This is a genomic window from Ectopseudomonas composti, from assembly GCF_001567565.1.
Classification (GTDB): Bacteria; Pseudomonadota; Gammaproteobacteria; order Pseudomonadales; family Pseudomonadaceae; genus Aquipseudomonas; species Aquipseudomonas composti_A.
In genome coordinates this window covers 199,180-221,382 of the sequence record NZ_LSSW01000031.1, presented here as the reverse complement: position 1 = coordinate 221,382, position 22,203 = coordinate 199,180, and the positions used below count along the sequence as shown (strand labels likewise).

General features: G+C 61.0%; 25 protein-coding genes and 2 pseudogenes. 12 read left to right on the top strand and 15 right to left on the bottom strand.

What is annotated here, in order from left to right:
* Positions 1-92 precede the first annotated feature (92 nt).
* The 5 genes from aroC (at position 93) to PCLY_RS22540 (ending at position 3,704) form a co-directional block, all read left to right on the top strand.
* Entirely contained in the window at positions 93-1,184 is a 1,092-nt protein-coding gene (gene aroC, locus PCLY_RS22560; RefSeq protein WP_061242492.1) for a chorismate synthase, read from the top strand.
* Positions 1,181-2,341 (top strand): MFS transporter, encoded by a 1,161-nt coding sequence (locus tag PCLY_RS22555; protein ID WP_061242490.1) that lies wholly within the window; start codon positions 1,181-1,183, stop codon positions 2,339-2,341. The genes aroC and PCLY_RS22555 overlap by 4 nt, the downstream gene beginning before the upstream one ends.
* Positions 2,342-2,357: 16 nt before the next feature.
* Positions 2,358-2,897 carry an acireductone dioxygenase gene (locus tag PCLY_RS22550; protein ID WP_061242488.1) on the top strand — a complete coding sequence of 180 codons (540 nt, stop codon included), beginning with the start codon at positions 2,358-2,360 and terminating at the stop codon, positions 2,895-2,897.
* Between the two features lie 61 nt (positions 2,898-2,958).
* Positions 2,959-3,150, top strand: a complete 192-nt coding sequence (locus PCLY_RS22545) for a PLDc N-terminal domain-containing protein (RefSeq protein ID WP_061242486.1) — start codon at positions 2,959-2,961, stop codon at positions 3,148-3,150.
* Positions 3,147-3,704: a histidine phosphatase family protein gene (locus PCLY_RS22540; protein WP_061242484.1), complete on the top strand. Its 558-nt coding sequence runs from the start codon at positions 3,147-3,149 to the stop codon at positions 3,702-3,704. The genes PCLY_RS22545 and PCLY_RS22540 overlap by 4 nt, the downstream gene beginning before the upstream one ends.
* Position 3,705: 1 nt before the next feature.
* Here PCLY_RS22540 and PCLY_RS22535 read toward each other — a convergent pair whose 3' ends face one another.
* Both PCLY_RS22535 and PCLY_RS22530 read right to left on the bottom strand, forming a co-directional pair.
* Positions 3,706-4,203 carry a methylated-DNA--[protein]-cysteine S-methyltransferase gene (locus PCLY_RS22535; RefSeq protein ID WP_061242482.1) on the bottom strand — a complete coding sequence of 166 codons (498 nt, stop codon included), beginning with the start codon at positions 4,201-4,203 and terminating at the stop codon, positions 3,706-3,708.
* A gap of 3 nt (positions 4,204-4,206) precedes the next feature.
* On the bottom strand, positions 4,207-5,085 hold the full coding sequence (locus tag PCLY_RS22530; protein ID WP_061242480.1) for a DNA-3-methyladenine glycosylase family protein: 879 nt from the start codon (positions 5,083-5,085) through the stop codon (positions 4,207-4,209).
* A 123-nt stretch (positions 5,086-5,208) separates the two neighbouring features.
* Here PCLY_RS22530 and PCLY_RS22525 point away from each other — a divergent pair.
* From PCLY_RS22525 to PCLY_RS22515, 3 genes and pseudogenes are all read left to right on the top strand, one after another.
* Positions 5,209-5,609: pseudogene (locus tag PCLY_RS22525) on the top strand (SDR family NAD(P)-dependent oxidoreductase); the annotation flags it as partial.
* A gap of 276 nt (positions 5,610-5,885) precedes the next feature.
* Complete coding sequence (locus PCLY_RS22520; RefSeq protein ID WP_061242478.1) at positions 5,886-6,230, top strand: ribonuclease E inhibitor RraB; 345 nt, start codon at positions 5,886-5,888, stop codon at positions 6,228-6,230.
* Positions 6,231-6,347: 117 nt separating this feature from the next.
* Complete coding sequence (locus tag PCLY_RS22515; RefSeq protein WP_061242475.1) at positions 6,348-7,055, top strand: type 1 glutamine amidotransferase; 708 nt, start codon at positions 6,348-6,350, stop codon at positions 7,053-7,055.
* Between the two features lie 41 nt (positions 7,056-7,096).
* Here PCLY_RS22515 and PCLY_RS22510 read toward each other — a convergent pair whose 3' ends face one another.
* The 9 genes from PCLY_RS22510 to PCLY_RS22480 all read right to left on the bottom strand — a co-directional run bounded on the left by PCLY_RS22510 (position 7,097) and on the right by PCLY_RS22480 (position 11,577).
* Positions 7,097-7,633 carry a DinB family protein gene (locus tag PCLY_RS22510; RefSeq protein ID WP_061242474.1) on the bottom strand — a complete coding sequence of 179 codons (537 nt, stop codon included), beginning with the start codon at positions 7,631-7,633 and terminating at the stop codon, positions 7,097-7,099.
* A 145-nt stretch (positions 7,634-7,778) separates the two neighbouring features.
* The gene (locus tag PCLY_RS22505; protein WP_231740203.1) at positions 7,779-8,219 is read right to left on the bottom strand and encodes a GNAT family N-acetyltransferase; all 441 of its coding nucleotides are present in this window, start codon (positions 8,217-8,219) and stop codon (positions 7,779-7,781) included.
* A 14-nt stretch (positions 8,220-8,233) separates the two neighbouring features.
* Entirely contained in the window at positions 8,234-8,935 is a 702-nt protein-coding gene (locus tag PCLY_RS22500) for an SDR family NAD(P)-dependent oxidoreductase (protein ID WP_061242472.1), read from the bottom strand.
* Positions 8,936-9,146: 211 nt separating this feature from the next.
* The gene (locus tag PCLY_RS22495; RefSeq protein WP_061242470.1) at positions 9,147-9,509 is read right to left on the bottom strand and encodes a VOC family protein; all 363 of its coding nucleotides are present in this window, start codon (positions 9,507-9,509) and stop codon (positions 9,147-9,149) included.
* Between the two features lie 29 nt (positions 9,510-9,538).
* Entirely contained in the window at positions 9,539-9,775 is a 237-nt protein-coding gene (locus PCLY_RS22490) for a helix-hairpin-helix domain-containing protein (RefSeq protein ID WP_061242468.1), read from the bottom strand.
* Positions 9,776-9,805: 30 nt separating this feature from the next.
* A complete protein-coding gene (locus PCLY_RS25445) occupies positions 9,806-10,126 on the bottom strand; it encodes a putative signal transducing protein (protein WP_197432227.1) in 321 nt (106 codons plus the stop codon).
* A 70-nt stretch (positions 10,127-10,196) separates the two neighbouring features.
* Positions 10,197-10,493, bottom strand: a complete 297-nt coding sequence (locus PCLY_RS22485) for a putative quinol monooxygenase (protein ID WP_061242466.1) — start codon at positions 10,491-10,493, stop codon at positions 10,197-10,199.
* Between the two features lie 108 nt (positions 10,494-10,601).
* On the bottom strand, positions 10,602-10,871 hold the full coding sequence (locus PCLY_RS24680; protein ID WP_231740202.1) for a hypothetical protein: 270 nt from the start codon (positions 10,869-10,871) through the stop codon (positions 10,602-10,604).
* 154 nt (positions 10,872-11,025) lie between these two features.
* Entirely contained in the window at positions 11,026-11,577 is a 552-nt protein-coding gene (locus tag PCLY_RS22480; RefSeq protein ID WP_061242464.1) for a hypothetical protein, read from the bottom strand.
* A 181-nt stretch (positions 11,578-11,758) separates the two neighbouring features.
* On the opposite strand from PCLY_RS22480, the pseudogene PCLY_RS22475 reads away from it, so the two are divergent.
* Positions 11,759-12,803 (top strand): annotated as a pseudogene (locus PCLY_RS22475) (IS110 family RNA-guided transposase).
* 871 nt (positions 12,804-13,674) lie between these two features.
* On the opposite strand, the gene PCLY_RS24670 reads toward PCLY_RS22475, so the two are convergent.
* Positions 13,675-13,959, bottom strand: coding sequence for a putative quinol monooxygenase (locus PCLY_RS24670; protein ID WP_000048762.1), 285 nt, complete (start codon positions 13,957-13,959; stop codon positions 13,675-13,677).
* A 796-nt stretch (positions 13,960-14,755) separates the two neighbouring features.
* Here PCLY_RS24670 and PCLY_RS22470 point away from each other — a divergent pair.
* The gene (locus PCLY_RS22470) at positions 14,756-15,718 is read left to right on the top strand and encodes an integron integrase (protein ID WP_061242462.1); all 963 of its coding nucleotides are present in this window, start codon (positions 14,756-14,758) and stop codon (positions 15,716-15,718) included.
* 59 nt (positions 15,719-15,777) lie between these two features.
* On the opposite strand, the gene PCLY_RS22465 is transcribed toward PCLY_RS22470, so the two are convergent.
* Complete coding sequence (locus PCLY_RS22465; RefSeq protein WP_061242460.1) at positions 15,778-16,509, bottom strand: GntR family transcriptional regulator; 732 nt, start codon at positions 16,507-16,509, stop codon at positions 15,778-15,780.
* Between the two features lie 179 nt (positions 16,510-16,688).
* On the opposite strand from PCLY_RS22465, the gene PCLY_RS22460 reads away from it, so the two are divergent.
* Both PCLY_RS22460 and PCLY_RS22455 read left to right on the top strand, forming a co-directional pair.
* Positions 16,689-17,753 (top strand): aromatic ring-hydroxylating oxygenase subunit alpha, encoded by a 1,065-nt coding sequence (locus tag PCLY_RS22460; protein WP_061242458.1) that lies wholly within the window; start codon positions 16,689-16,691, stop codon positions 17,751-17,753.
* A complete protein-coding gene (locus tag PCLY_RS22455; RefSeq protein WP_061242456.1) occupies positions 17,750-18,700 on the top strand; it encodes a PDR/VanB family oxidoreductase in 951 nt (316 codons plus the stop codon). Before PCLY_RS22460 ends, PCLY_RS22455 begins: the two co-directional genes overlap by 4 nt.
* A gap of 106 nt (positions 18,701-18,806) precedes the next feature.
* Here the strand turns inward: PCLY_RS22455 and PCLY_RS22450 are convergent, their stop codons facing one another.
* Both PCLY_RS22450 and PCLY_RS22445 read right to left on the bottom strand, forming a co-directional pair.
* Entirely contained in the window at positions 18,807-19,736 is a 930-nt protein-coding gene (locus PCLY_RS22450) for an alpha/beta hydrolase (protein ID WP_061242454.1), read from the bottom strand.
* Positions 19,737-19,811: 75 nt separating this feature from the next.
* Positions 19,812-22,202 carry an efflux RND transporter permease subunit gene (locus PCLY_RS22445; RefSeq protein WP_061242452.1) on the bottom strand — a complete coding sequence of 797 codons (2,391 nt, stop codon included), beginning with the start codon at positions 22,200-22,202 and terminating at the stop codon, positions 19,812-19,814.
* Position 22,203: the final 1 nt, after the last annotated feature.

The window sequence follows — 22,203 nt, the reverse complement described above, 5'->3', positions numbered from 1 at the left end:
AACTGCAAGAAGGTGGCAGGTATACTCGCCCACCTTGTGAATCGGGCCTGCGCAGCGCCGGGCCTGAGCTGAATTTCGCGGAGCGTCTTCCCATGTCCGGCAATACCTACGGCAAGCTGTTCACCGTCACCACCGCAGGCGAAAGCCATGGCCCGGCGCTGGTCGCCATCGTCGACGGGTGCCCGCCGGGTATCGAGATTGTCCTGGAAGACCTGCAGCGCGACCTCGACCGTCGCAAGCCGGGCACCAGCCGCCACACCACGCAGCGCCAGGAAGCCGACGAGGTGGAAATCCTCTCCGGGGTGTTCGAGGGCAAGACCACCGGCTGCTCCATCGGCCTGCTGATCCGCAACACCGACCAGAAGTCCAAGGACTACTCGGCGATCAAGGATCTGTTCCGCCCGGCCCACGCCGACTACAGCTACCACCACAAGTACGGCCTGCGCGATTACCGTGGCGGCGGCCGCAGCTCGGCGCGCGAGACCGCCATGCGCGTCGCGGCCGGCGCCATCGCCAAGAAGTTCCTGGCCAGCCAGGGCATCGTCATCCGTGGCTACATGAGTCAGCTCGGCCCCATCGAGATCCCGTTCAAGACCTGGGACAGCGTTGAGGACAACGCCTTCTTCAGTCCCGACCCGGACAAGGTGCCGGAGCTGGAGGCCTACATGGACCAGCTGCGTCGCGACCAGGATTCGGTGGGCGCGAAGATCACCGTGGTTGCCGAAGGCGTCATGCCGGGGCTCGGCGAGCCAATCTTCGATCGCCTCGACGCCGAGCTGGCCCATGCCTTGATGAGCATCAACGCGGTCAAGGGCGTGGAGATCGGCGCCGGCTTCGCCTGCGTTGCCCAGCGCGGCACCGAACACCGCGACGAGCTGACCCCGGAAGGTTTCCTCTCCAACAATGCCGGCGGCATCCTCGGTGGTATCTCCAGTGGTCAGCCGATCGTTGCCCACCTGGCGCTGAAGCCGACCTCGAGCATCACCACGCCGGGGCGTTCCATCGACGTCGACGGCAACCCGGTGGACCTCATCACCAAGGGCCGTCACGACCCCTGCGTCGGCATCCGCGCCACGCCCATCGCCGAGGCGATGATGGCCATCGTGCTGATGGATCACCTGCTGCGTCACCGCGCGCAGAACGCCGACGTGCGCGTCACCACGCCGGTACTGCCGCAACTGTGATCTGGGCGCGCGCGGCCTTGCCGTACTGGCGGCTGTCCGGCTTCTACTTCTTCTACTTCGCCCTGCTCGGGGGTACGGCGCCGTTCCTGGCGCTGTACTTCGATCACCTGGGCTTTTCCCCTGCACGCATTGGCGAGCTGATCGCCATTCCCATGTTGATGCGCTGCCTGGCACCGAACCTGTGGGGCTGGCTGGGGGATCACACCGGCCAGCGCTTGTTGATCGTGCGTTTCGGCGCGCTGTGCACCCTGGTTTGCTTCGCCGGCATCTTTCTCGGGCAGAGCTACGCCTGGCTGGCGTTGATCATGGCCACGCACGCCTTCTTCTGGCATGCGGTGCTGCCGCAGTTTGAGGTCATCACCCTGGCCCATCTGCGCGAGCAGGCGGCGCGTTACAGCCAGATTCGCCTGTGGGGCAGCATCGGCTTCATCGTCGCCGTGGTCGGCCTCGGCCTGTTGTTCGAGTGGCTGAGTCTGGACGCCTACCCGGCGGCGTTGCTGGTGATCATGGCCGGCATCGTCGCCAGCAGTCTCTGGGTGCCCAATGCGCAGCCTTTGCTGCGTGCGAATACGCTGGAGTCGGAGGGCTTTGTGCGCCAATTGCGCCGCCCCGGCATCCTCGCGTTCTATGTTTGCGTTGGGCTGATGCAGTTGAGCAACGGCCCGTACTACACCTTTCTGACTCTGCACCTGGAAGGTGTTGGCTACAGCCGTGGCGCCATCGGCTTGTTCTGGGCGCTGGGGGTGGTGGCAGAGATCCTGCTGTTCCTGGTCATGGCGCGCCTGCTGCAGCGTTACTCGCTGCGTGCAGTGTTGCTGGCCAGCTTCCTGATCACCGCCGTGCGCTGGCTGTTGCTGGGCAACCTGGCCCAGTACCTGCCGCTGCTGCTTCTGGCGCAGTGCATGCACGCCGCCACCTTTGGCGCATTCCACGCCGCGTGCATTCACTTCGTACAGCGCAGTTTCGCTGATCGCCAACAGGGCCAGGCCCAGGCGCTGTATGTCAGTCTGGCCGGGATCGGCGGCGCGTTGGGCGCGTTGTATGCCGGTTACAGCTGGAAGAGCCTGGGCCCGGCCTGGACTTTCGCCATCGCCAGTCTGGTAGCCTTGCTGGCCGCCTTCATCATTGCCACCCGTCTGCCGCCCGAGCAGCCCTGAATCGAGTGAACCCGTCATGAGCAGCCTCGCCGTCTACCTGGATACCGCACCGGAACTGCCGAACAAGGTACTGAACTACGCCGACGACATCGCCAGCACGCTGGCGGCGGCGGGCATCGACTATCGTCAGGTGGAACTGCCGGCTGCCTTGCGCCCTGGCTGCGAGCAGGCCGAATTGGATGCGGCCTACGGCCTGTGGCTGCAGGCATTCATGAGCAAGGAAGGTCACGTGCAGCAGGAGCTGTTCAACCTGCAGCGCAATGATCCGCAGAAGCTGGAGCTGCGTGCGCGTCATCTGGACGAGCAGGCGCAGTCGACGGCCAGTGCCTGGTTGTTCCTCGGTGGCTTTGCCCAGCTCAGCCTACACCTCGATGGCCACGTGTACATGCTGCAGGGCGAGAGGGGCGATCTGCTGTCGCTGCCAGCCGGCACCCGCCACTGGTTCGACCTGGGTGAGGAACCGCATGCACTGGTAGTGCGCCTGAGTGCCAGCGAGGATGCACCCGTGCGTACCGATGACGATATCGCCAGCCGTTTTGCCCGGCTCGGTGATTGAGGGAACCGACGCCAGTCGCCAGCTATCCTATGCAGGCAACCTTTCAGACAGGAGTGTCGTCATGGGTTCCATGTTCAATGGCCTGATCGGCCTGGTCATCCTTGCCCTGGATATCTGGGCCATCCTCAACGTGATCAAGAGCAGCGCCGAGACCGGGATCAAGATTCTGTGGATTCTGCTGATCGTGCTGCTGCCGGTGATCGGTCTGATCATCTGGGCGCTGATGGGGCCGCGCGGCAACGTCAGGATATGAGCCGGCTGTGGCTGCTGGCCTTGGCGCTGCTGCCACTGTTCAGTGTGGCAGCAGATAACGCCGATGCCTGGCAGGCACTGCGCGAGGGCCGCGCGTTGATGCTCATGCGCCACGCAACGGCGCCGGGTACGGGCGACCCGGCGAATTTTCGCCTGGAACGCTGCGAAACCCAGCGCAATCTCAACGATCAAGGGCGTGCCGAGGCCCGGCGCTGGGGCGAGTTGCTCGCGCGTCAGGGGATCGAGCAGCCGCGCCTTCTCAGCAGTCGCTGGTGCCGCGCACTGGACACTGCGCGCGGCATGCTGCGCGGCCCGGTGCAGCCGTTCGCCGCGCTGGATTCATTCTTTGGCCAGCCCGAGGACGGTGCCGAGCAGACCGCCGAGCTGGTTCGCATGATCAACGAGCTGCCGCTTGGTGCGCCGTTGCTGCTGGTTTCCCATCAGGTCAACATCACCGCGCTGACCGGCATCTTTCCTGCCTCGGGCGAAGGGCTGATTCTGGCGCTGCCACTGCGCCCGCGTACCGAGCCTCTGGCGCGCATACCCGCGCCCTAGGTTACAGAGCCAGTTGCGCCTGCGCCGGCTGCAACACACCCTCCAACTCCAGCAATTGCTGTTTGCGCGGCAGGCCACCGGCATAACCGGTGAGGCTGCCGTCACGGCCGATCACGCGATGACAGGGCACGATGATGGAAATCGGATTGGCGCCATTGGCCGTTCCCACCGCACGCACCGCCTGTGGCCTGTCGAGGACACTGGCCAACTCGGAGTAGCTGCAGGTGCGGCCGTAGGGGATCGCCAGCAGCGCCTGCCAAACTGCCTGCTGAAAGGCCGTGCCCTTCGGCGCCAGGCGCAGTTCGAACTGACGGCGCTTGCTGGCGAAATATTCGTCCAGCTGGCTGCACACGGCGTCCAGCTCACGGCCAGCGGGCTGCCAATGCTCTTCGATGCGCCAGGGCCGGCTGTCCAGCTCCATCAGCAGCAGTTGCAGGCCGCTTTCATCGGCCGCGAGAAACAGCGGGCCGACGGGGCTGTCGTGGTAACGGTAGTGCATGGCTCAGCCTCCCGAATAGTTATGCCAGAGGTGCGCCGCCGCATAGGCGCGCCAGGGGCGCCAGGCTTCGGCACGTTGTTTCAGGCGACGCGCATCGATCCCTTCAGCTCCCCAGACGGGCGCCTTGAGCAGCCCCAGATCGCTGGCGGGAAAGGCGTCGGCCTCTCCGAATGCACGCAGGGCAATATACTCCGCCGTCCACGGGCCGATGCCGGGCAGGGTGCAGAGTCGTTCGATCAGCGCCGCGCTGCCCTTTTCCATATCCAGCTTCAGGCTGCCATCGGCGATGCGCGCGGCGAAATGCTGCAGGCACTGCACACGCTTGCCGGGCATGCCGATGCCGGTCAGATCAGCCTCGGCAAGTGCTTGCGGCGAGGGGAACAGATGGCTGATGCCCAGCGTTTCCGGCGTCTCGATTGGCGTGCCGACGCGCTGTACCAGGCGCCCGACTATGGTGACCGCGGCTTTGACCGTGACCTGCTGGCCGACGATAGCGCGTACTGCCTGCTCGAACGGGTCGAATGCCACTGGCAGGCGCAGGCCCGGATTGCGCCGCAGCAATGGTGCGAGCAGCTCATCAGTGCCCAGATGCAGGGCAATCGCCTCGGGTTCGCTGTCGAGGTCGAACATGCGCCGCACGCGTCGTTCGAGTGGATCGAGATGGGCAGGCGAGGCCAGGCGACAGCGCAACTCCAGCGCGTTCTGCCCCGGCAGCGGAGCGACCCTGAACCAGCCCGGTGCGCCATCGATGCTGAAACCGCGGCTGTAGCTATCCGCGCTCAGCGACTCCAGACCGGGAATCGCGCGCAGGGCGAAATGGCTGTGGAACTGTTGCCAGTCCCAGGGCGGTTGGTAGGGCAGAAGCAGCGTGATGATGTTCATGGCTGGCACCCTAGCTCGGCGCTTGCGGCTTGTCAGCGTGAAGATGACTTTCAAATCCCGGCGCGTTCGTAGCTTCGGCCTGGGCGAAAGGGCTAGAACCATGCATGAGGCCCACATCGATTCGGCGTGTTCAACCTTTGCCACGCGGCCAGGCCACGCCAGAGGCGCTGGCGTTCAACATGGGCCCCGCCTCGGGGCTCTACGGCTGCGAGCTACTCGGCCAGCAAGTTCGCTGTACGTGGCCTGACGAAGCACTGGAGCTGGAGTGGCGTGAGCACGGCAACCGCGTGGGGGAGCTGATGCCGCCATTCGTCGACACACCGATGCTGCGCAGTCAGGCGCAGCGTCCACCGGTGATGCGTCGCCTGGACATGTGTCTGCAGGCCGAGCAGATCGCCGAATCAGCCTGGAAGCAGGCCCACGCCAGCATCGTGCATCGCCCGGTGGGGCTGCAGTTCAACCTTGGGCAGGTCACGCCGGGGTGGATCAACAGGTTGCTGATGGGCTGGTTCAGTCGCCCATGAGTGCAGGCGAGGTGCCCGGGATGGCCAGTTGCCGCTGGTCGTCGGCTTTGTCACAAAGGCTTTCTGAACGAAGCCAATCGCGTATTTACGGGCTACTCTTGAGAAGACGGTCTTCAGTCCGGTGTTCTGCCGGGCAGTCGTCGATACGCTTGCAGTAGACACATCGAGCACCTGCTCGATTCTCGGGGCGGCGCCAACAGGGGGCGCGACACCGTCCACAAGACGGTCGCATTGGGAAAGCGGTTAATCCATCCATAGCCTGAGAGGGGGTCGTTTATGAGCACAGCCTTCCACGAAGACTCCAGCACTTCGGTGCTGCGTCGGATGAAAGAAGGGGGATTCGACTTCGCCCAGTTTCACCCGATCGAGTTCTACGCCATCTTTCCCGACGAAGAACGGGCCAGAATGGCGGCCAGAAACTTTCGCGGCGAGTCGCTCAATGCCCAGATATCTGCCCGCGAGGACGGCATCTGGCACCTGCAGATCAGCAAAGTGATGTACGCCACCCATGCCGGTATCGGCGAGTTCGAACACGACCTGGAGTCCATCGTCGTCCCGCTGGGCGGCAAGATGGATGGCTGGGGCGTCACGCAGGAGGTGAAAGCGTCAGCCATGCGTTAGGGATTGCCGCGGCATCCGTCAGCAGACCATCGGCCGGCCACCCGGCCGATGGCTTCAACTCCCAGCCCACCTCGACTTGCCACGCCTTCTCGCGCAGACTGCGCGGCGGAGGTACTCATGGCCGATGTTCTGATCCTGACCCATATCGATTATTGCCCACCCGCCCACCTGGCGCAGGTGCTGCAGGCGCGTGGCTGCAGTTTCGACGTGTTGCGCGTCGATCTGGGCCAATTGCGCGGCTACGACCTGGAGCGGCCCAAGGCGGTTGCCGTGATGGGCGGGCCGATGAGCGTCAACGACCCGCTGCCCTGGATCGCCGACGAAGTGGCGGCGCTGCAGCGCTTCATCGCGCGCGACATTCCGCTTATCGGTCACTGCCTGGGCGGCCAACTGCTGGCCAAGGCGCTGGGCGCGAGCATCCGCCGTATGCCCTACACCGAAGCGGGGTGGCAGATTATGCAGCGGCGCTCAGAAGCGGCCGATAGCCCCTGGCTGGCGCACTTGCCTGAAGAATTCAGCATTTTTCAGTGGCATGGCGACACCTTCGCGCTACCTGACGGCGCCCAGCCTTTGCTGAGCAGTCGCTGGTGTGACAATCAGGGCTTTGCCTGGGGTGACAAGGTCCTGGCACTGCAAGGGCATCCGGAAATGACCCAGGCGCTGGTCGAGCACTGGCTCGGCGACTGGGCCCATCTGCTCGATGCCAGCCAGCCCAGCCAGCAGAGCATTGCCGAGATGCGCGACGACCTGAGCGGAAAGGTCAGTGCGCTGAATCGGGTCGCCGAGGGTTTCTACGCGCACTGGCTGAAACTGGCTGGGCTGTGAGCGTGGACAAGGGCGAAGCTCGATAGGCGCTTGATCACCGCTCAAGGCTCGTCAGGGATCAACGCCAGCAGGTCGGTCACGCCAACATCCACTCCGGCCTGAGCCAACAGCGTCGTGGCCTGTCCTCGGTGATGCGTCTGGTGGTTGAACAGGTGCGTCAGCAGGGCGAAGAAGTGCTTTTGCGCGGCGACACCCTTGGTGTTGTGGTAGCTCAGCGGCTGATCCAGCTGTTCTTCGCCCATCTCGGCAGCCAGGGCCTCGATGCAACTGTCCAGCTGCTTTCGCAGTGTGGCCAGCTCACGTATGTCCGCCGCCATCGGCTGATCCAGCCGCGTCGGTGTCTGCAACTCTGCGAGAGTCTGCAATGCCCGGAAGTTCGCCGGGTGTGCGCGGTAGCGCCCCAGCCAGATACGGTCGGCCACCAGCAGATGATTGAGCGTACCGAGGATCGAGCCGAAGAACGCACCACGCTCGGCACTCAGCGCTTCGTCGGGCAGGGTGCACGCCGCCGCGTAGAGCCGTTCGTTCATCCAGCTGTTGTAGCGTGCCATCAGGCGGATATGGTCGATTCTCTGCATGCTTGCCCCTGTCGTTCGCGACTTGCCGTTGATTGTGGCGCTTGCGCCAGTCTTCGCTCAGCAGTCCGAATAGTGCCGAATCCGATACCTGTCCGTCGATGATCCAGCGTTGGCGCAGCAACCCTTCCTGGCTGAACCCCAAACGCTACAATGCGCGCCCGGAGGCGCTATTGTTCGGGTCGATCTCGGCCTCGACGCGGTTGAGCCCCAGGGTTTCGAATCCATGGCGCAGCAACTCGCCGGCCGCCTCCTGAACGTAACCCTTGCCCCAGGCAGAGGATGCAATGCCAAAGCCGATCTCCGCGCGACGAGATTCCGGCTGGTAGTTGAATAGCAGACACTTGCCGATCAGCTCGGCGCTTTCCCTGATGACGATAGCCAGGGTCAGGCGCTCGCCCTCGTGCATGGCGTGTCGTTCTGCGTGGATGTAATCCAGCGCCACGGCCTCGGTGTCCCAGGGCGGGGTGTTCCAGTAGCGCATGACCTGCGGATCGGAGAAGGTCGCGAACAGCACTGGCGCATCCGCTGCTTGCAGAGGGCGCAGCAGGAGACGATCTGTTGTCAGTGTCACGCAAAGATCAGGCATGGGGTTCCTTGTGTTCAGAAGCGCTCGTCAGCAATGGCCGGCAGCACCAGCTCACGCACGTAGCTGGCATCGGACAGACTCAGCAGTGTGCGCACCAGGGCGACGACATCGTGCAGTGGAATCAGCTGACCCTGGCCATGCTGCGCGGCCCGCTCGACCGGCGTTTGCAGATCGTCCTGGGTATTGAGGTAGCCCAGTTGCAGGCAGGTGACGGCCAGACGCTGATCGCGAAAACCTTCGCGCAGGGTCTCGGCAATGCCCTTGAGGGCGAATTTGCTGGCACCGAACGTGACTTCCGGACGGCCGCTTTGTGGCAGCGCCGAGGTGGAACCGGTCAGGATCAATTGCGGTTTGGCGCGGCCGAGCAGGCGCGGTAGCAAGCGTTTGAGCAGCAGCAAGGTCGCGCCGATATTGACGCTGACCATCTCGAGAATCTGTGCGTCCTCGTCCTGCAGAAAACTGTAGTCATCCTCGAATGCGCGCGCTTCCCAGATACCCAGGTTGTAGATGATCGCGTCCAGCTGTTGCGGTGTCTGGGCTTCGATGGCTTCTACCGCCCGCAGTGGGTCGCTCATATCGGCTTCGATCCACTGGATGCCCCTAGGCAGATCGGCTGGATGACTACGCGAAATTCCGACCAATTCGTGGTCTTGCGCCAAGCCGTCTACCAAGGCGCGGCCAAGACCTCGACTAGCGCCGATCACCATGATTCGCATCCTGTACCTCCTTGATTTGTGCAGGGATCTTCCGTGGCTGCGGACGTTAATAGGGGGACTGGCGGCGGGTCAAACGATGGTCCGTCGGCGCACGGTTTCAAGCGTTACAGATTGTCTCTACAACGATTTTGGGCCGGAGAGGGCAGGGCTGCAGGGAGCCGGGTTCCCGCCTGTGCAGGAACGACGGTTCGCTACTCAGAGGTGTGGGCGACTATTGGCCGTTCGGTTCCGACCATACGGCGAACTCGTTGCCACCCGGTTCGACGAAATGAAAGCGCCTCCCGCCGGGGAAGGCGAAGATCGGTTTGATGATTTCCCCTCCAGCAGCCTCGACCTTGGCCTGAGTGCCTTCCAGCTGTGCACTGTAGAACACGATCAGCGCGCTGCCGTTGTCGCTGCGTGCGGACATCTCGGCGCTGAAAAATCCGCCATCGAGGCCTTCGTCGGCGAAGGCGGCGTAGTCGGGGCCATAGTCCGTGAATCGCCAGCCGAAAGCGGCCTGAAAGAAGGCTTTGGTGGCCGGCAGGTTGCGGGTGGGATATTCGACGTAATTGATCTTCTCGTGAGCAGGCATGCCGAGTTCCTTGGCAGTGAAAGGGGGGATTACTGACGTGATTTAGCCAGGTCGATAGCCGCCTGGATAGCGGCGCGTGCCTGCGGGCTGTTCTTCCAGCAGGTCGAGCCCAGCTGAGCGGCTACCGCCGTGACGATATCGCCGACGCTGGCTTCGGCCAGCTCCTGAAGCGAGTTGATGCCGATCTGTTCGAGTCGTTGCACGACGGTCGGGCCTACGCCTTTAACGTTCAGAAGGGCCTGGTGTTCATCGTGTGGGAAGGGCATTGGGGTTCTACCGATTTAAGTTGGATATGGTCACTTTGAGTTCCCGCAGCTCCAGCAAGACATGAAATTTTCAGGGTTGTATTCCTTGCACTTTTTGCAAGGCCACTCGTTTTCGCTGAGTGAATCATTTAATTCTTGTTCATGTTGGTAGCGTCCGACTAATTTGGCTGCGGTTTCAAATTGTTCAGGATGTACCCAGAGTTCGGGGTGTATCGGTTTGTTGAAGGAAATCACCGAGCGGATAGCGTCTTGGTGTTCATTTAATATCTTTGTGGTGATGCCATTGCTTTGCAGGTAGCTGGCTATCAAGTTTACCTGAATGAGACTGTCGGACTCCAATAGCTTTCGCACAGTTAAAGCACCTGGTATTTGATTAAGGAGGCGGCCTCAGTCCGCTTCCGCGAGCGATCTGAACCTATGGTCAGGCGGTTACCGTGGTCATTTTTATGACTTGGGCAGGCTTGGCACGAAATGTTGGGCTATGGGTGTCAGCGGCAATCATGTGCTCTGTTTGATCGTGCGCGTTTAGTGCGTCTTGCGATGTCCATCTTTCGATGAGCAAGAACTTGTTTTCATCCGCTGCATCGCTAAATAACTCGTATTGCAGGCATCCAGGCTCCGCGAGGACTAGCGGTTTAAGATTTTTATATGCCTCAATTTGGAGGTCTCGTTTGCCTGGCATTACTTCGATCATGACGACGAGATTGACTTCTTCCATAATGGTCTTCTTTTGGTTGTTGATCCGATTGCGATATGCTTGGCAATTAAAATAGTGACCGGGCAAAAGCGAAGCCTTTGACTGGGTGGTGAGTGAAACGTCATGCGTTTAGCTAAACAGTCCAGAGATCACACTGGTTATACCTTCGACTATCGCTAGGACACCATCGACTATGGCTTCTAGAATGCCTGACAATATCTCCAATGGACCGCTGTCAGTGAGGATGACAGGTGTTGCTACGCCGGCAACAGATAGCGCTACAGCGGCCATGGCAACAGAATGAAATCCTGCGACCAGGATATAAATCACGGATGAAAGAAGGAGGATTACGCTGAGGGCATTGAGCGCTCTATGGCCAAGTGAACGTTTGGTTTTCATCTTGATTTTTACTCCATGTATAACTGAATACTAAATTGTCATGGCTGCATGGTGTTTGGTTGGAGGGCTGGATGTAGCTCATTACGGCGAGCGGAGTGAGCGGTTTTAATGCTGTTTGGCAAGTGACAGATATCGCTGGGTAATGTATCTGATGTTACGCTCCAGCGGTGGGGCGAGGCTCACCTTGCATGGAAAGGTATCTCATGACTTCGTACTCATCTCCGAGATACGCAAACAATTCGTTACCCAATGGCTCTGAGGCTTGAATGTGTAAAATCAAGTGTTCGATGTAGGTCAAGTCGAAGCCGGAGCCGTTTTCCAAGTGCAAGCGCTCGCTACCAATGATATGAACCTGTGGCTGTTTGCACCTATTGAAATACTCAGACCATCCGTCGACCTGATGCCACTTGTAACTTCCGTAGGTCGGCATATCCAGTGCCTTCACTAACGCAGTCTTCGAAGCCTGGTGTGCGAAAGCTAGTGCCAGCTCTTGGGACGGAAATGCCTCCACTAGGTCAACATAGTGAGTCAGTCCATCGTAGTCGTACTGGTGGCGCGATGCTACGACAATATATGAATTTCCCCCTAGACGCCTTCGTTCAGCCTGTAACCCAGACTCGACAGCCGCAATAAAGGAAGTAATATATTTCCCGTTCCAGCATGGAAGGATGCTACTTGCGGATGCCAGCGTGATATTTGTATTCATGTCACTTTCCGCGGAATTCAGTCGCGGGCCTCCGTTGTCGCTATGGTTTCTATGTGGTTTCGCTTACGTTTGTATAGCCTGTCCCAGTGAGCGAAGCGAACGGTTTGAAGGCTGTAATGGACTCTCCCCACCCCACAGTTCTATACCAAGGTGTCGAGGATTTTTGAGCGGGAGAGTCGTTATGAAGCGCATTGCCGTTGATCTGGCCAAGTCCGTTTACCAAGTTGCCGAGAGTGTCCGTTCCGGCCAGGTGGTGCAGCGCAAGCGGCTGAACCGAGAGGCGTTTCGCCGATATATACAGGAGCAGGCCGAGTCGGTCGAGTGGGTGATGGAAGCCTGTGGCACAGCGCACTATTGGGGGCGGCTGGCGCAATCGCTCGGTCCTCAAGTGAGGCTGATTCATGCGCGCTATGTCCGGCCCTATCGACGGCGCAACAAGACCGACTGCAACGACTGTGACGCCATGCTGGAAGCGGCGCGCTGCAGGGATATTTATCCGGTGCCGGTGAAGAGCCATGAGCAGCAGTTGCTATAGCAACTGCACGGGCTGCGCGAAACCTGGAAGAAAAGCCGCACCCAGCGGACCAACCTGCTGCGCGGCATGCTGCGTGAAGCCGGTATCGAAGCGCCGACCTCAACCGTCGCCTTCATCCGGGCAGCCAATGAGCTGGTTGACCAGCCTGAACTCACGCCCTTGAGTCGACTGCTGCATATCGTCCTGGCCGAGATCAATCTGTATGAGCAGTGCATGGCCGAGTGCGAACAGCAACTCAAAAGCTGGCATGCCGACGATGAAATCGTGCGCAAACTGGATGAGGTCAGCGGTATTGGCCTGCTGACGGCCAGTGCGCTGACAGCTGCAGTCGGCAAGCCAGAGCGCTTTGCCAATGGTCGCCAGCTGAGCGCCTGGCTGGGCATGACCCCAAGCGAATACAGCAGTGGCGAACGCCGACGGCTTGGGCGGATCAGCTGCAAAGGCAACATCTATGTGCGCACGCTATTTATCCATGGCTCGCGAGCGGCCTTGCTAGCGGCATCAGCGATGCCAGGCACGCACGCCAGAGAAATTGACCCAGTTACAGCGCTGGGCCGTCGAGACGGCAGCCCGTATTGGCCACAACAAAGCGGCTGTGGCGCTGGCCAACAAACTGGTGCGGATCTGCTGGGCGGTGTGGTGCCATGAGCGGCGCTTCAATGGCAATTGGCAGAGCACAAAGTCCGCCTGACGGCGGGAGTGATCAGTAAAGATGTGATGATTTTCTTGTGGTTGTGGTGAATAGCAGCACTGTCGGAACAGGCGAGTCCTGCAGCGGAATAAGGCCGATAACAATGATGATCCACGTGATCGATTGAACGCTTGGCCCCCGCTGCGCGAACTACAGAATGGCCAGGGCAGAAAAGCCCTCAACAGGCCGGATATACGAATGCAACCGCGCTGACGACAAGTGCAAAAGAAAAGCTTCGCTCACTACTTGTGGGGGGAGTCCGTATACACTTGTTAGGCGCTGCCGCAAGAGCAACTTGGAAAGCGGCACTTAACGCTTTCATGTTCTTCGCTGCCGGGAGTAATAATGCTTTCTTCGAAAGAGTCCGCTAGAACCTCGTGAAATATATCGTGGTTAGTTACCACGAAGTGACGGCCTCTCGGTTCTAGCCCTGAGTTAGAGTATGTATAAAGTTTATGTGCTTCGCCGGACCATTGTGAGTCTGTTAATTCTACAACGAAGCATGTGCCAGCTTCCTTCGGGTATATGCCGATAGCGGGGCTGCAATCTGTTCTTGCACTGCGAATGCAACGTGCGCCTTCAAAACTCAATTTTACAAATGAATTGGGGTACTCTTGTTCGTCGGCAATTAAATAGATGGCGCATTCACTTGGGCTATAAACAAGCACCGAATCCTCAATGTGATCATGTAGGTACTTAAGATTAATAGCTGTGCCTGAATGCATGCACGTTCTCCAGTGTTTTTGACGCCTAACGCCCGCCTAAGGGGCTGACAACGCATGACCACTAAACTCAAACACAACAACTGCAACCACCGCGGCTCAATGGGACTGGAAACGCCGCGCGTTGACAGTCCCTCTTGAGGCGTTTGTTATGCGCAACTCACCGTAACTTCATAATTACGTTCAACATTAGCGGAAACTTTACCCCACGTAGAAGATTTAACTCTTAGCTGATGCTTATCAAAAGCAGCTTGATCTCTAAACTCTTCATACACATCGAATCGATATGGGTTTTCTTCGTTTTGCGTGACTTCAAAAATCAGACAACCATCTTCTAATCTCGTGAAACGAATATGATTGTCTAGCTCATTGATAACAGCAGTTAGCTCTGCTTTGGGCACAACAATGAAGCCTTTTAGAATTACCTTGCTCAATTTCTATCCTTTTAAATTTTGCAAATGTGGCTGATTTTTTATGTTAGGCGCATAACGTCGCAAGCTGCGGCGCGAAGCGTCCGACAGCCTTGGCTTGTTAGAGTTTTCTGTCATTCGGTGCATGCTTTTGGCCGACATCAAATATAGCAGAATCTATAGCAAATGTTTCTCGCATGCCGTCCGCGGTCATTGAGGTCCAAGCTACCTCTCGTTGGATGAGTGACTCTATACCATTACCTGGCAGACCTAGCTGATTTACTTACCCCCAAGTGAGAACCGAGCCACCTGATTGGACAAATGCCTGAACTACCGTTTTCTCATGTTCACTCAAGCGGTCATAGATTCGCTCTGCTTCTTCTAACTCCATTTGACCTTGTGCTCGCCTCACTGCGCGCGCATGAAGTCCAGTAGCGACAAGTCGAACTAATGGAAACGCGATAACCGCCGAAAATACAGCAATTACCCAGTCTGATGACAGGAGATAAACTGATAAGCCCACAACACCGGCTACAGAGGTGGCTATGCTCCGGCCCACATCAGTTTCCGCGTATATTCGCTCAGCCCATTTATCCAATGTTTTCAATGTGTACCCCTAACAGTGATTAGATGGAAGGCGGTACTAATCCGATAGTAGAGCCTTCCATCTAACTCCGCACCATCGTCAATCCCGCCACAAAGTAAATCTAATTAAATCAATACCTTACTGCTGCACCACTGCCCCGGCAACGTATTCGCTTGACTTCCTCTTTTTGCTCTACCATTACCACTGTATAAAAACACAGCCAGGGAGTCGGCCATGGAAACCTCCAGCAAACCTCGCCTGCAAGAGCAGTTCCGGACGGTGATGCGCGTGCATCACTACAGCATCCGTACCGAGCAATCCTACTGGTACTGGATTCGCTATTTCATCCGTTTCCATAAGCTGCGCCATCCGCTGGAGCTCGGCGCTACCGAGGTCAATGCTTTTCTCTCCTGGCTGGCCGTTGAGCGCAAGGTGGCTGCCGCTACCCAGAATCTGGCGCTCAATGGGCTGGTATTCCTGTATGACAAGGTGTTGCAGCAGCCCCTTGGGCAAGTTGGCGAGGTGGTGCGTGCCAAACGCTCGGCGCGTATTCCCTGCGTGCTGACACACGAGGAAGCCACAGCACTGATTGCCAGGTTGGGTCAACCTCATCAATTACTGGCTTCGCTGATGTACGGCGCTGGCTTGCGTGTGGTGGAGGCCGCACGGTTACGCACCAAGGATGTGGATTTCGACAAGCAGGTCATCACCATCCATGACGGCAAAGGCGCCAAGGACCGCACGACACTATTGCCGGCGCCCTTGATCACACCATTGTTAGAACGCAGAGAGCGAATGTTTCGCGCCTGGAAGCAACGAGACATTTTCTATCAAGCCCCCGTCAGCCTGCCCTTGGCGTTACGTCGCAAGTATCCAAAGGCCGGATGCTCATTCGAGTGGCAGTGGTTATTTCCCTCAACGGGGCTTTGCACGGATGAGGACGGGCAGATCGTTCGTCACCACCTGCATGTCAGTGCCATTCAGAAGGCGGTCAGGCATGCCGTCCGGCAGTCAAACCTGCACAAGCCTGCAAGCTGCCATACCTTTCGCCACAGCTTTGCTACCGAACTGCTGCGCCGGGGCAGTGATATCCGCACCGTGCAGACGCTGCTGGGGCATGCTGATATACGCACGACGCAGATCTACACGCATGTGCTGGGCCAGGGCTTTGCCGGTGTCGTCAGCCCGCTGGGGTGAGCGGGTTGATCGTGATGCCATCCGGCCAAGGATAAAGCCCCCACGCTGCATTAAAGAGTCTATTCGCTCAGGTTCTTACCGCCCCGCTGTATCACCGTCCGCCCACTGCTCGCGCCCTCTTCCGCGCCGAACAAGCGGGCGTAGCGCAGGGTCGCGTTGGCGTGCTCGCGCATGATGCCTTCGGCGCGTGCGCCCTGGCCGGCAAGTACGGCGTCGACGGCGGCGTGGTGTTGCAGGTGGGCAAAGTTGAAGCGGCGGTATTCGCGATCCAGGTGGGCTCGGTCAACGGCCAGGGCGCTGACCGAGGCGAACGGCAGGTGGTCGTTGCGCGCCAGGGCCGTGGCGATGGCCGGGTTGCCGCTGGCCTCCACCAGCGCCTGGTGAAAGCGCAGATTGATGTCGTGGTAGCTGGCCAGGTCTTCTTCACTCAGGTAGCCCTTGTCGAATAACTGATCGCCCTGTGCGAGGCATTCCAACAGCACTGCGCGCACGGCTTCGGACACGCCGCGTTCGGCGGCCTGGCGCGCAGCCAGGCCTTCGAGCACGCCGCGCACTTCCACGGCGCCGGCCAGTTCCTCTTCACCGAGTTGGCGCACTGCGTAGCCGCGCGCGCCATGGCGAATCAACAAGCCTTCCTGCTCCAGCACGCGAAACGCCATGCGCACCGGCATACGCGATACGCCCAGGCGCTCGGCCGTGGGGATCTCGGCGATGCGCTCGCCCGCCGCCAGGCTGCCCTCGGCAATCATCTGCCGCAGCAACGCCAGAACCCGTTGTCCCGGTCCGCTCATGACTTCTCCTTGATTGGATCCAATGGCGCCAGTCTACGGCAGCCAATGGCCAGGTCAATTCGGCTTTTCGTGCGATTAACGCCCATCAATGGATCCATAAACCTGGATTGAGCTGGTCAATTACCCCTTAGAAGCAGACTATTGGATCCAATAACAACAATAGCCTCGAGGAGGTTGCCATGTTCCCGAAGAATGCCTGGTACGTTGCCTGCACGCCGGACGAGATCGATAGCAAGCCATTGGGCCGCACCATCTGCGGCGAGTCGATGGTGTTTTACCGTGGCCCGGAAAACCGCGCCGTGGCCCTGGAAGACTTCTGCCCGCACCGTGGCGCACCGCTGTCGCTGGGTTACGTTGAGGATGGCCTGCTGGTCTGCGGTTACCACGGCCTGGCCATGGGCTGCGACGGCAAGACCGCTGCCATGCCCAACCAGCGCGTGCAGCATTTCCCCTGCATCCGCCGCTTCGCGGTGATTGAGCGCTATGGCTTCATCTGGGTCTGGCCAGGTGACGAGACACTGGCCGACCCGGCGCAACTGCCGCATCTGGAGTGGGCGGAAAGCCCCGAGTGGGCCTACGGCGGCGGCCTGTATCACATCGCCTGCGACTACCGGCTGATGGTCGACAACCTGATGGATCTGACCCACGAGACCTACGTGCACGCCAGCAGCATCGGCCAGAAGGAGATCGACGAAGCGCCGGTCAATACCCGCGTCGACGGCAGCGAGGTGATTACCAGCCGCTTCATGGAGAACATCTCCGCGCCGCCCTTCTGGCGTGCGGCGCTACGCGCCAATGGCCTGGATGAGGACGCGTTGGTGGATCGCTGGCAGATCTGCCGCTTCACCCCGCCGAGCCATGTGCTGATCGAGGTCGGCGTGGCGATTGCCGGGCATGGCGGTTATGAAGCGCCCGATCAGTACAAGGCCAGCAGCATCGTGGTCGACTTCATCACCCCGGAGAACGACACCTCGATCTGGTATTTCTGGGGCATGGCGCGACGCTTCAAGGTCGACGACAACGAGCTCACCGACCGCATCCGCGAGGGCCAGGGCAAGATTTTCAGCGAAGACCTGGAAATGCTCGAACGCCAGCAACGCAACCTGCTGCGCCACCCGGAGCGCAACCTGCTCAAGCTCAATATCGATGCCGGCGGCGTGCAGGCGCGGCGCATCATCGAGCGACTGGTCAAAGCCGAACAGGCCCAGGCCGACGGGCAGATCCTGGCGCGGAGCGCATCATGATCGAAGTCATCATCCGCGCCATGCGTCTGGAGGCCGAGGGCATCCTCGGCCTGGAACTGGTGGCTGCCGATGGCGCGCCGCTTCCGCCGTTCGAGGCCGGTGCGCATATCGACCTGCACCTGCCCAACGGGTTGATCCGCCAGTATTCGCTGTGCAATGACCCGCGCGAACGCCACCGCTACCGCATCGCCGTATTGCGTGACGCGGCCTCGCGCGGCGGTTCGCAGGCCGTGCACGAGTTGCTGCGCATCGGCCAGCGCCTGCGCATCAGCGCGCCGCGCAACCTGTTCGCCCTCGACGAGCAGGCGCCGCGCAGCCTGCTGCTGGCCGGCGGCATCGGCATCACGCCGCTGCTGGCCATGGCCTGGCGCCTGCACGCGCTCAGCGCGGACTTCGCGCTGCACCAGTGCGTGCGCTCGGGCAAACTCGCCGCCTTTGCCGAGCGTCTGAGCAACGCGCCCTTCGCCGCGCACACCCACCTGCACCGCGACGATGGCGACGCCGCGCAAAAGCTCGACCTGCCCGCCCTGCTCGCCGCCGAGCCGCCCGGCAGCCAGCTTTATGTGTGTGGCCCCAACGGCTTCATGGAGTACGTGCTGAACACCGCGCGCGCTCAGGGTTGGGCGGAAGAACGCCTGCACCGCGAATACTTCGCCGCGCCGGAAGCCGAAAGCGGCGGTGGCGCCTTCACCCTGCGCATCGCCAGCTCAGGCCTGGAACTGCAGGTGCCGGAAGATCGTAGCGCGCTGGAGGTGTTGGAGGACGCCGGTTTCGACATCCCGGTATCGTGCGGCCAGGGTATCTGCGGCACCTGCCTGACTCGCGTGGTGGATGGCCAGCCGGAGCACCGTGATCTGTTTCTCAGCGATGAGGAAAAAGCCCGCAACGACCAGTTCACCCCCTGCTGCTCACGTTCGCGCAGTGCTTGCCTGGTACTGGATCTGTAGGGACTGCAGCCTGCGGCAACAAGGCACGGCGCCCTACTTGCGGCGCCGTGTAGCCCGGATGCAATCCGGGGATTTGCGAGTCGACCATGCCCGGATTGCGTCCGGGCTACGGAAGATGTGCTGTTTGCCATGCCGGCGGCTCGGCGAAGGCGCTACGCAAGCTGTCCTCGATCAGTTGCCAGGCCTGCTCGGCGGACTCATCCGGGCCCAGGTGGGTGAACATATGGTCACAGCCGACAAACATACGTTCCTGCACGGCGACACCGGCCTGGCGCAGCTTCGCGGCATAGGCCTGGCCTTCCGCGCGCAGTACGTCGTACTCGGCGGTAATCAGCGTCGCCGGCGGTAGACCTCGCAATTGCTCGATCTCGGCCAACACCGGCGAGGCCAGCGGCTCGAGTGCCTGCACCGGGTCGGAGAAATAGCAGCTCATGAAGAAGTTCATCAGCCCGGGCCGCAGCAGCGGCTTTGCCAGCGGCGAGGTCTTGCTCTCGGCTGGCGCCGCCAGATCCAATGCGGCGTAATCGATCACCTGATGCACTACACGCAGGCGCTGATGATTGCGTGCCAGGGCAGCAACGCCAGCGCTCAGGTTGCCGCCGGCACTGTGTCCGCCGACGGCCATGCGCCAAGGGTCGATGCCCAGCTCGGTAGCGTTGTCCGCCAGCCATTCCAGCACCGCGAAACACTGGTTAAGCCCCGCCGGAAAAGGATGCTCGGGCGCCAGCACGTAGTCGAGGTTGACCACCAGGAAACCCAGGTTGTGCGCCAGGCGCTGGCAGTAGCTGTCATCGTGCTCCGGCACGCCAGCCACGAAGCCGCCGCCATGCAGGTTCAGGTACACCGGTCGCAATTCATCGCATCCGGCCAATGGCCAATAAAACAGCGCGCGTGCGCGCCCCTGCGGCGTGTCGATATAACGGGTCTGGCGCGCCTGCAGCGGATAGTCGGCACTGGCATAAACGAAACTCGCCTTCATCCGTTTGGCGAACGCGCGCAGTAATTTGGCGGCGATAAACTGCAATGGCTTGATCATGTGGCACTCCTGCAATGGGGCGAACGATTGGGTGGCACATAGCGGGTCGACGGGCGCCCGTCGACCTGCTCGGTCTCAGTCAGCCGCCTTGCGAGGGACACGCGGCAGCAGCAACCAGGCCAGGGCTGGCAGCAGGATCAGCGCGCCGAGCATGTTCACCAGGAACATGAAAGCCAGCAGGATGCCCATGTCGGCCTGGAACTTGATCGGCGAGAACACCCAGGTGGCCACGGCGATGGCCAGGGTCAGGCCGGTCAGCAGCACCACCTTACCGGTGGCCAGCAGCGCGCCGTAGTAGGCATCGACCAGACTGTCGCCCTCCTTCATGCGCGCCAGCAGCACGCTGAGCACATACAGCGCGTAGTCGATGCCGATGCCCACGCCGAGGGCGATCACCGGCAGGGTGGCCACCTTCACGCCCATGTCCAGGCCGACCATCAGCGCCTCGGCCAGCACCGAGGTGAGCATCAGCGGCAGGATCGCGGCGAGCACCGCGCGCCAGTTGCGGAAGGTGATCCAGCACAGCAGGATCACCGCGCCGTAGACCCAGTAGAGCATCTGCTGCATGGCCTTCTCGACCACGATATTGGTCGCTGCCTCGATGCCGGCGCTGCCGGCGGCGAGCATGAATTTGACCTCCGGCAGCGACTGCTGGGCGATGAACGCCTCGCTCTCGGCTACCACCCGCGCCAGCGTCGCCGCCTTGTGGTCAGCCAGGTAGACGTAAAGCGACAGCAGTGAGCAGCCCTGGTTGAACAGCTCACGCGGGGCGCGCGTTTGCACGGCGCCCAGCGCCCCTTCGTTGGGGATAAGCTCATACCACTTGAGGTTGCCCTCGTTGTAGCCAGCGCTGGCCATCTTGCTCAGGCTGGCCATGGAGTTGGTCGCCTCCACGCCCGGCAGTTGCTCCAGGCGCCAGGCCAGCTCATCCACCGCGGCCAGGGTGTTGTAACGCGTGCACTGATCCTCGGGGGTGCGCACCATGATCACGAAGATGTCCGAACTGGCGGCGTAGTGCGCGTTCATGAAGGCGGCATCACGGTTATAGCGCGAGTCGGCGCGCAACTCCGGCGCGCCGGGGTCCAGATCGCCGATCTGCAACTGGCTGCCGACAAGCTTGCCGCCCAGCGCCAGCACGCCCGCCACCAGCAACGCGAGCACCGCCTGGCGTGGGGTGGCGAAGCGCGACAGGCCGCTCCACAGCGGATGCTGCGCTTGCCCGGCCTGTTGGTCACGCAGGCTGCGCTGCGCCGCCTTGGCGCTGACGCCGGTGTAGCTGAGCAGTACCGGCAACAGCACCAGGTTGGTCAGCACCAGCACCGCCACGCCGATGCTGGCGGTGATCGCCAGATCACGGATGACCTGAATGTCGATCACCCAGAGCACGGCAAAACCCACCGCATCGCTGATCAGCGCGGTCAGCCCGGCAAGGAACAGGCGGCGAAAGGTCATGCGCGCCGCAGCCAGGTTCGACAGACCACGGCCGATGTCCTGCATGATGCCGTTCATCTTCTGCGAGCCGTGGCTCATGCCGATGGCGAATACCAGAAACGGCACCAGGATCGAGTACGGGTCGAGCGCATAACCCAGCGACGCCAGCAACCCGACCTGCCAGAGCACGCCCACCAGCGAGCAGGCGACCACGGCGAAGGTGCTGCGCAGGCAACGGGTGTAGGCCAGCAACATGGCCACGCTGACCAGCACGGCGATGACGAAGAACAGCGCCACCTGGCCCAGGCCTTCCAGCAGGTAACCGACGATCTTGGAGAAGCCGGTGATATGGATGCTCACGCCCTCGTCCTGGTACTTGGCGCGTAGCGCTTCCAGCTGCTGCGACAGCGCGGCGTAGTCCAGCGCCTCGCCAGTCTGCGGGTTGCGGTCGAGCAGCGGCAGGAAGATCACGCTCGAATGCATGTCGCCGGCCACCAGTTGGCCAATCTCCCCGGAACGGGCGACATTGGCACGCACCTCGTCGAGGCTGGCGGGCGAACCGTCGTAGCCATCGGGGATCACCGTGCCGCCATCGAGGCCTTCTTCGGTCACCGCCGTCCAGCGCGTGGTCGGTGTCCACAGCGACTTCATATAGGGCCGGTCGACGCCCGGCAGCAGGTACAGCTCGTCATTCAGGCGCGCCAGGGTGTCGAGGTAGGCGGCGTTGAAGATGTCGCCCTGCTGGGTCGCCACGGCGATGCGCAGTACGTTGCCGACGCCGCTCAGCTCGCTGCGCTCGGCGAGAAAGTTGGCGATGTAGGGATGCTGGGTGGGGATGGTTTTCTCGAAGCTGGCATTGATACCAATGCCGCGCGCCTGCCAGCCGAGCAGCAGGGTCAGCGCCAGGCACAGCAGGATCACCAGCAGGCGGTGATTGAAAATGGCGCGCTCGATGACATTGCCCGAACGCGGATCGAAGGTATCCAGATGCGCGGCGACAGTCGGCGCGGCATCGGCGGGATTCTCGAACTTCACT

Excerpts from the sequence above, each read along its gene's own strand:
- aroC (WP_061242492.1), top strand. The coding sequence starts at position 93 with ATGTCCGGCAATACCTACGGCAAGCTGTTCACCGTCACCACCGCAGGC.
- PCLY_RS22550 (WP_061242488.1), top strand. The coding sequence starts at position 2,358 with ATGAGCAGCCTCGCCGTCTACCTGGATACCGCACCGGAACTGCCGAAC.
- PCLY_RS22545 (WP_061242486.1), top strand. The coding sequence starts at position 2,959 with ATGGGTTCCATGTTCAATGGCCTGATCGGCCTGGTCATCCTTGCCCTG.
- PCLY_RS22540 (WP_061242484.1), top strand. The coding sequence starts at position 3,147 with ATGAGCCGGCTGTGGCTGCTGGCCTTGGCGCTGCTGCCACTGTTCAGT.
- PCLY_RS22535 (WP_061242482.1), bottom strand. The coding sequence starts at position 4,203 with ATGCACTACCGTTACCACGACAGCCCCGTCGGCCCGCTGTTTCTCGCG.
- PCLY_RS22530 (WP_061242480.1), bottom strand. The coding sequence starts at position 5,085 with ATGAACATCATCACGCTGCTTCTGCCCTACCAACCGCCCTGGGACTGG.
- PCLY_RS22520 (WP_061242478.1), top strand. The coding sequence starts at position 5,886 with ATGAGCACAGCCTTCCACGAAGACTCCAGCACTTCGGTGCTGCGTCGG.
- PCLY_RS22515 (WP_061242475.1), top strand. The coding sequence starts at position 6,348 with ATGGCCGATGTTCTGATCCTGACCCATATCGATTATTGCCCACCCGCC.
- PCLY_RS22510 (WP_061242474.1), bottom strand. The coding sequence starts at position 7,633 with ATGCAGAGAATCGACCATATCCGCCTGATGGCACGCTACAACAGCTGG.
- PCLY_RS22505 (WP_231740203.1), bottom strand. The coding sequence starts at position 8,219 with ATGCCTGATCTTTGCGTGACACTGACAACAGATCGTCTCCTGCTGCGC.
- PCLY_RS22500 (WP_061242472.1), bottom strand. The coding sequence starts at position 8,935 with ATGCGAATCATGGTGATCGGCGCTAGTCGAGGTCTTGGCCGCGCCTTG.
- PCLY_RS22495 (WP_061242470.1), bottom strand. The coding sequence starts at position 9,509 with ATGCCTGCTCACGAGAAGATCAATTACGTCGAATATCCCACCCGCAAC.
- PCLY_RS22490 (WP_061242468.1), bottom strand. The coding sequence starts at position 9,775 with ATGCCCTTCCCACACGATGAACACCAGGCCCTTCTGAACGTTAAAGGC.
- PCLY_RS22485 (WP_061242466.1), bottom strand. The coding sequence starts at position 10,493 with ATGGAAGAAGTCAATCTCGTCGTCATGATCGAAGTAATGCCAGGCAAA.
- PCLY_RS24680 (WP_231740202.1), bottom strand. The coding sequence starts at position 10,871 with ATGAAAACCAAACGTTCACTTGGCCATAGAGCGCTCAATGCCCTCAGC.
- PCLY_RS22480 (WP_061242464.1), bottom strand. The coding sequence starts at position 11,577 with ATGAATACAAATATCACGCTGGCATCCGCAAGTAGCATCCTTCCATGC.
- PCLY_RS22470 (WP_061242462.1), top strand. The coding sequence starts at position 14,756 with ATGGAAACCTCCAGCAAACCTCGCCTGCAAGAGCAGTTCCGGACGGTG.
- PCLY_RS22465 (WP_061242460.1), bottom strand. The coding sequence starts at position 16,509 with ATGAGCGGACCGGGACAACGGGTTCTGGCGTTGCTGCGGCAGATGATT.
- PCLY_RS22460 (WP_061242458.1), top strand. The coding sequence starts at position 16,689 with ATGTTCCCGAAGAATGCCTGGTACGTTGCCTGCACGCCGGACGAGATC.
- PCLY_RS22455 (WP_061242456.1), top strand. The coding sequence starts at position 17,750 with ATGATCGAAGTCATCATCCGCGCCATGCGTCTGGAGGCCGAGGGCATC.
- PCLY_RS22450 (WP_061242454.1), bottom strand. The coding sequence starts at position 19,736 with ATGATCAAGCCATTGCAGTTTATCGCCGCCAAATTACTGCGCGCGTTC.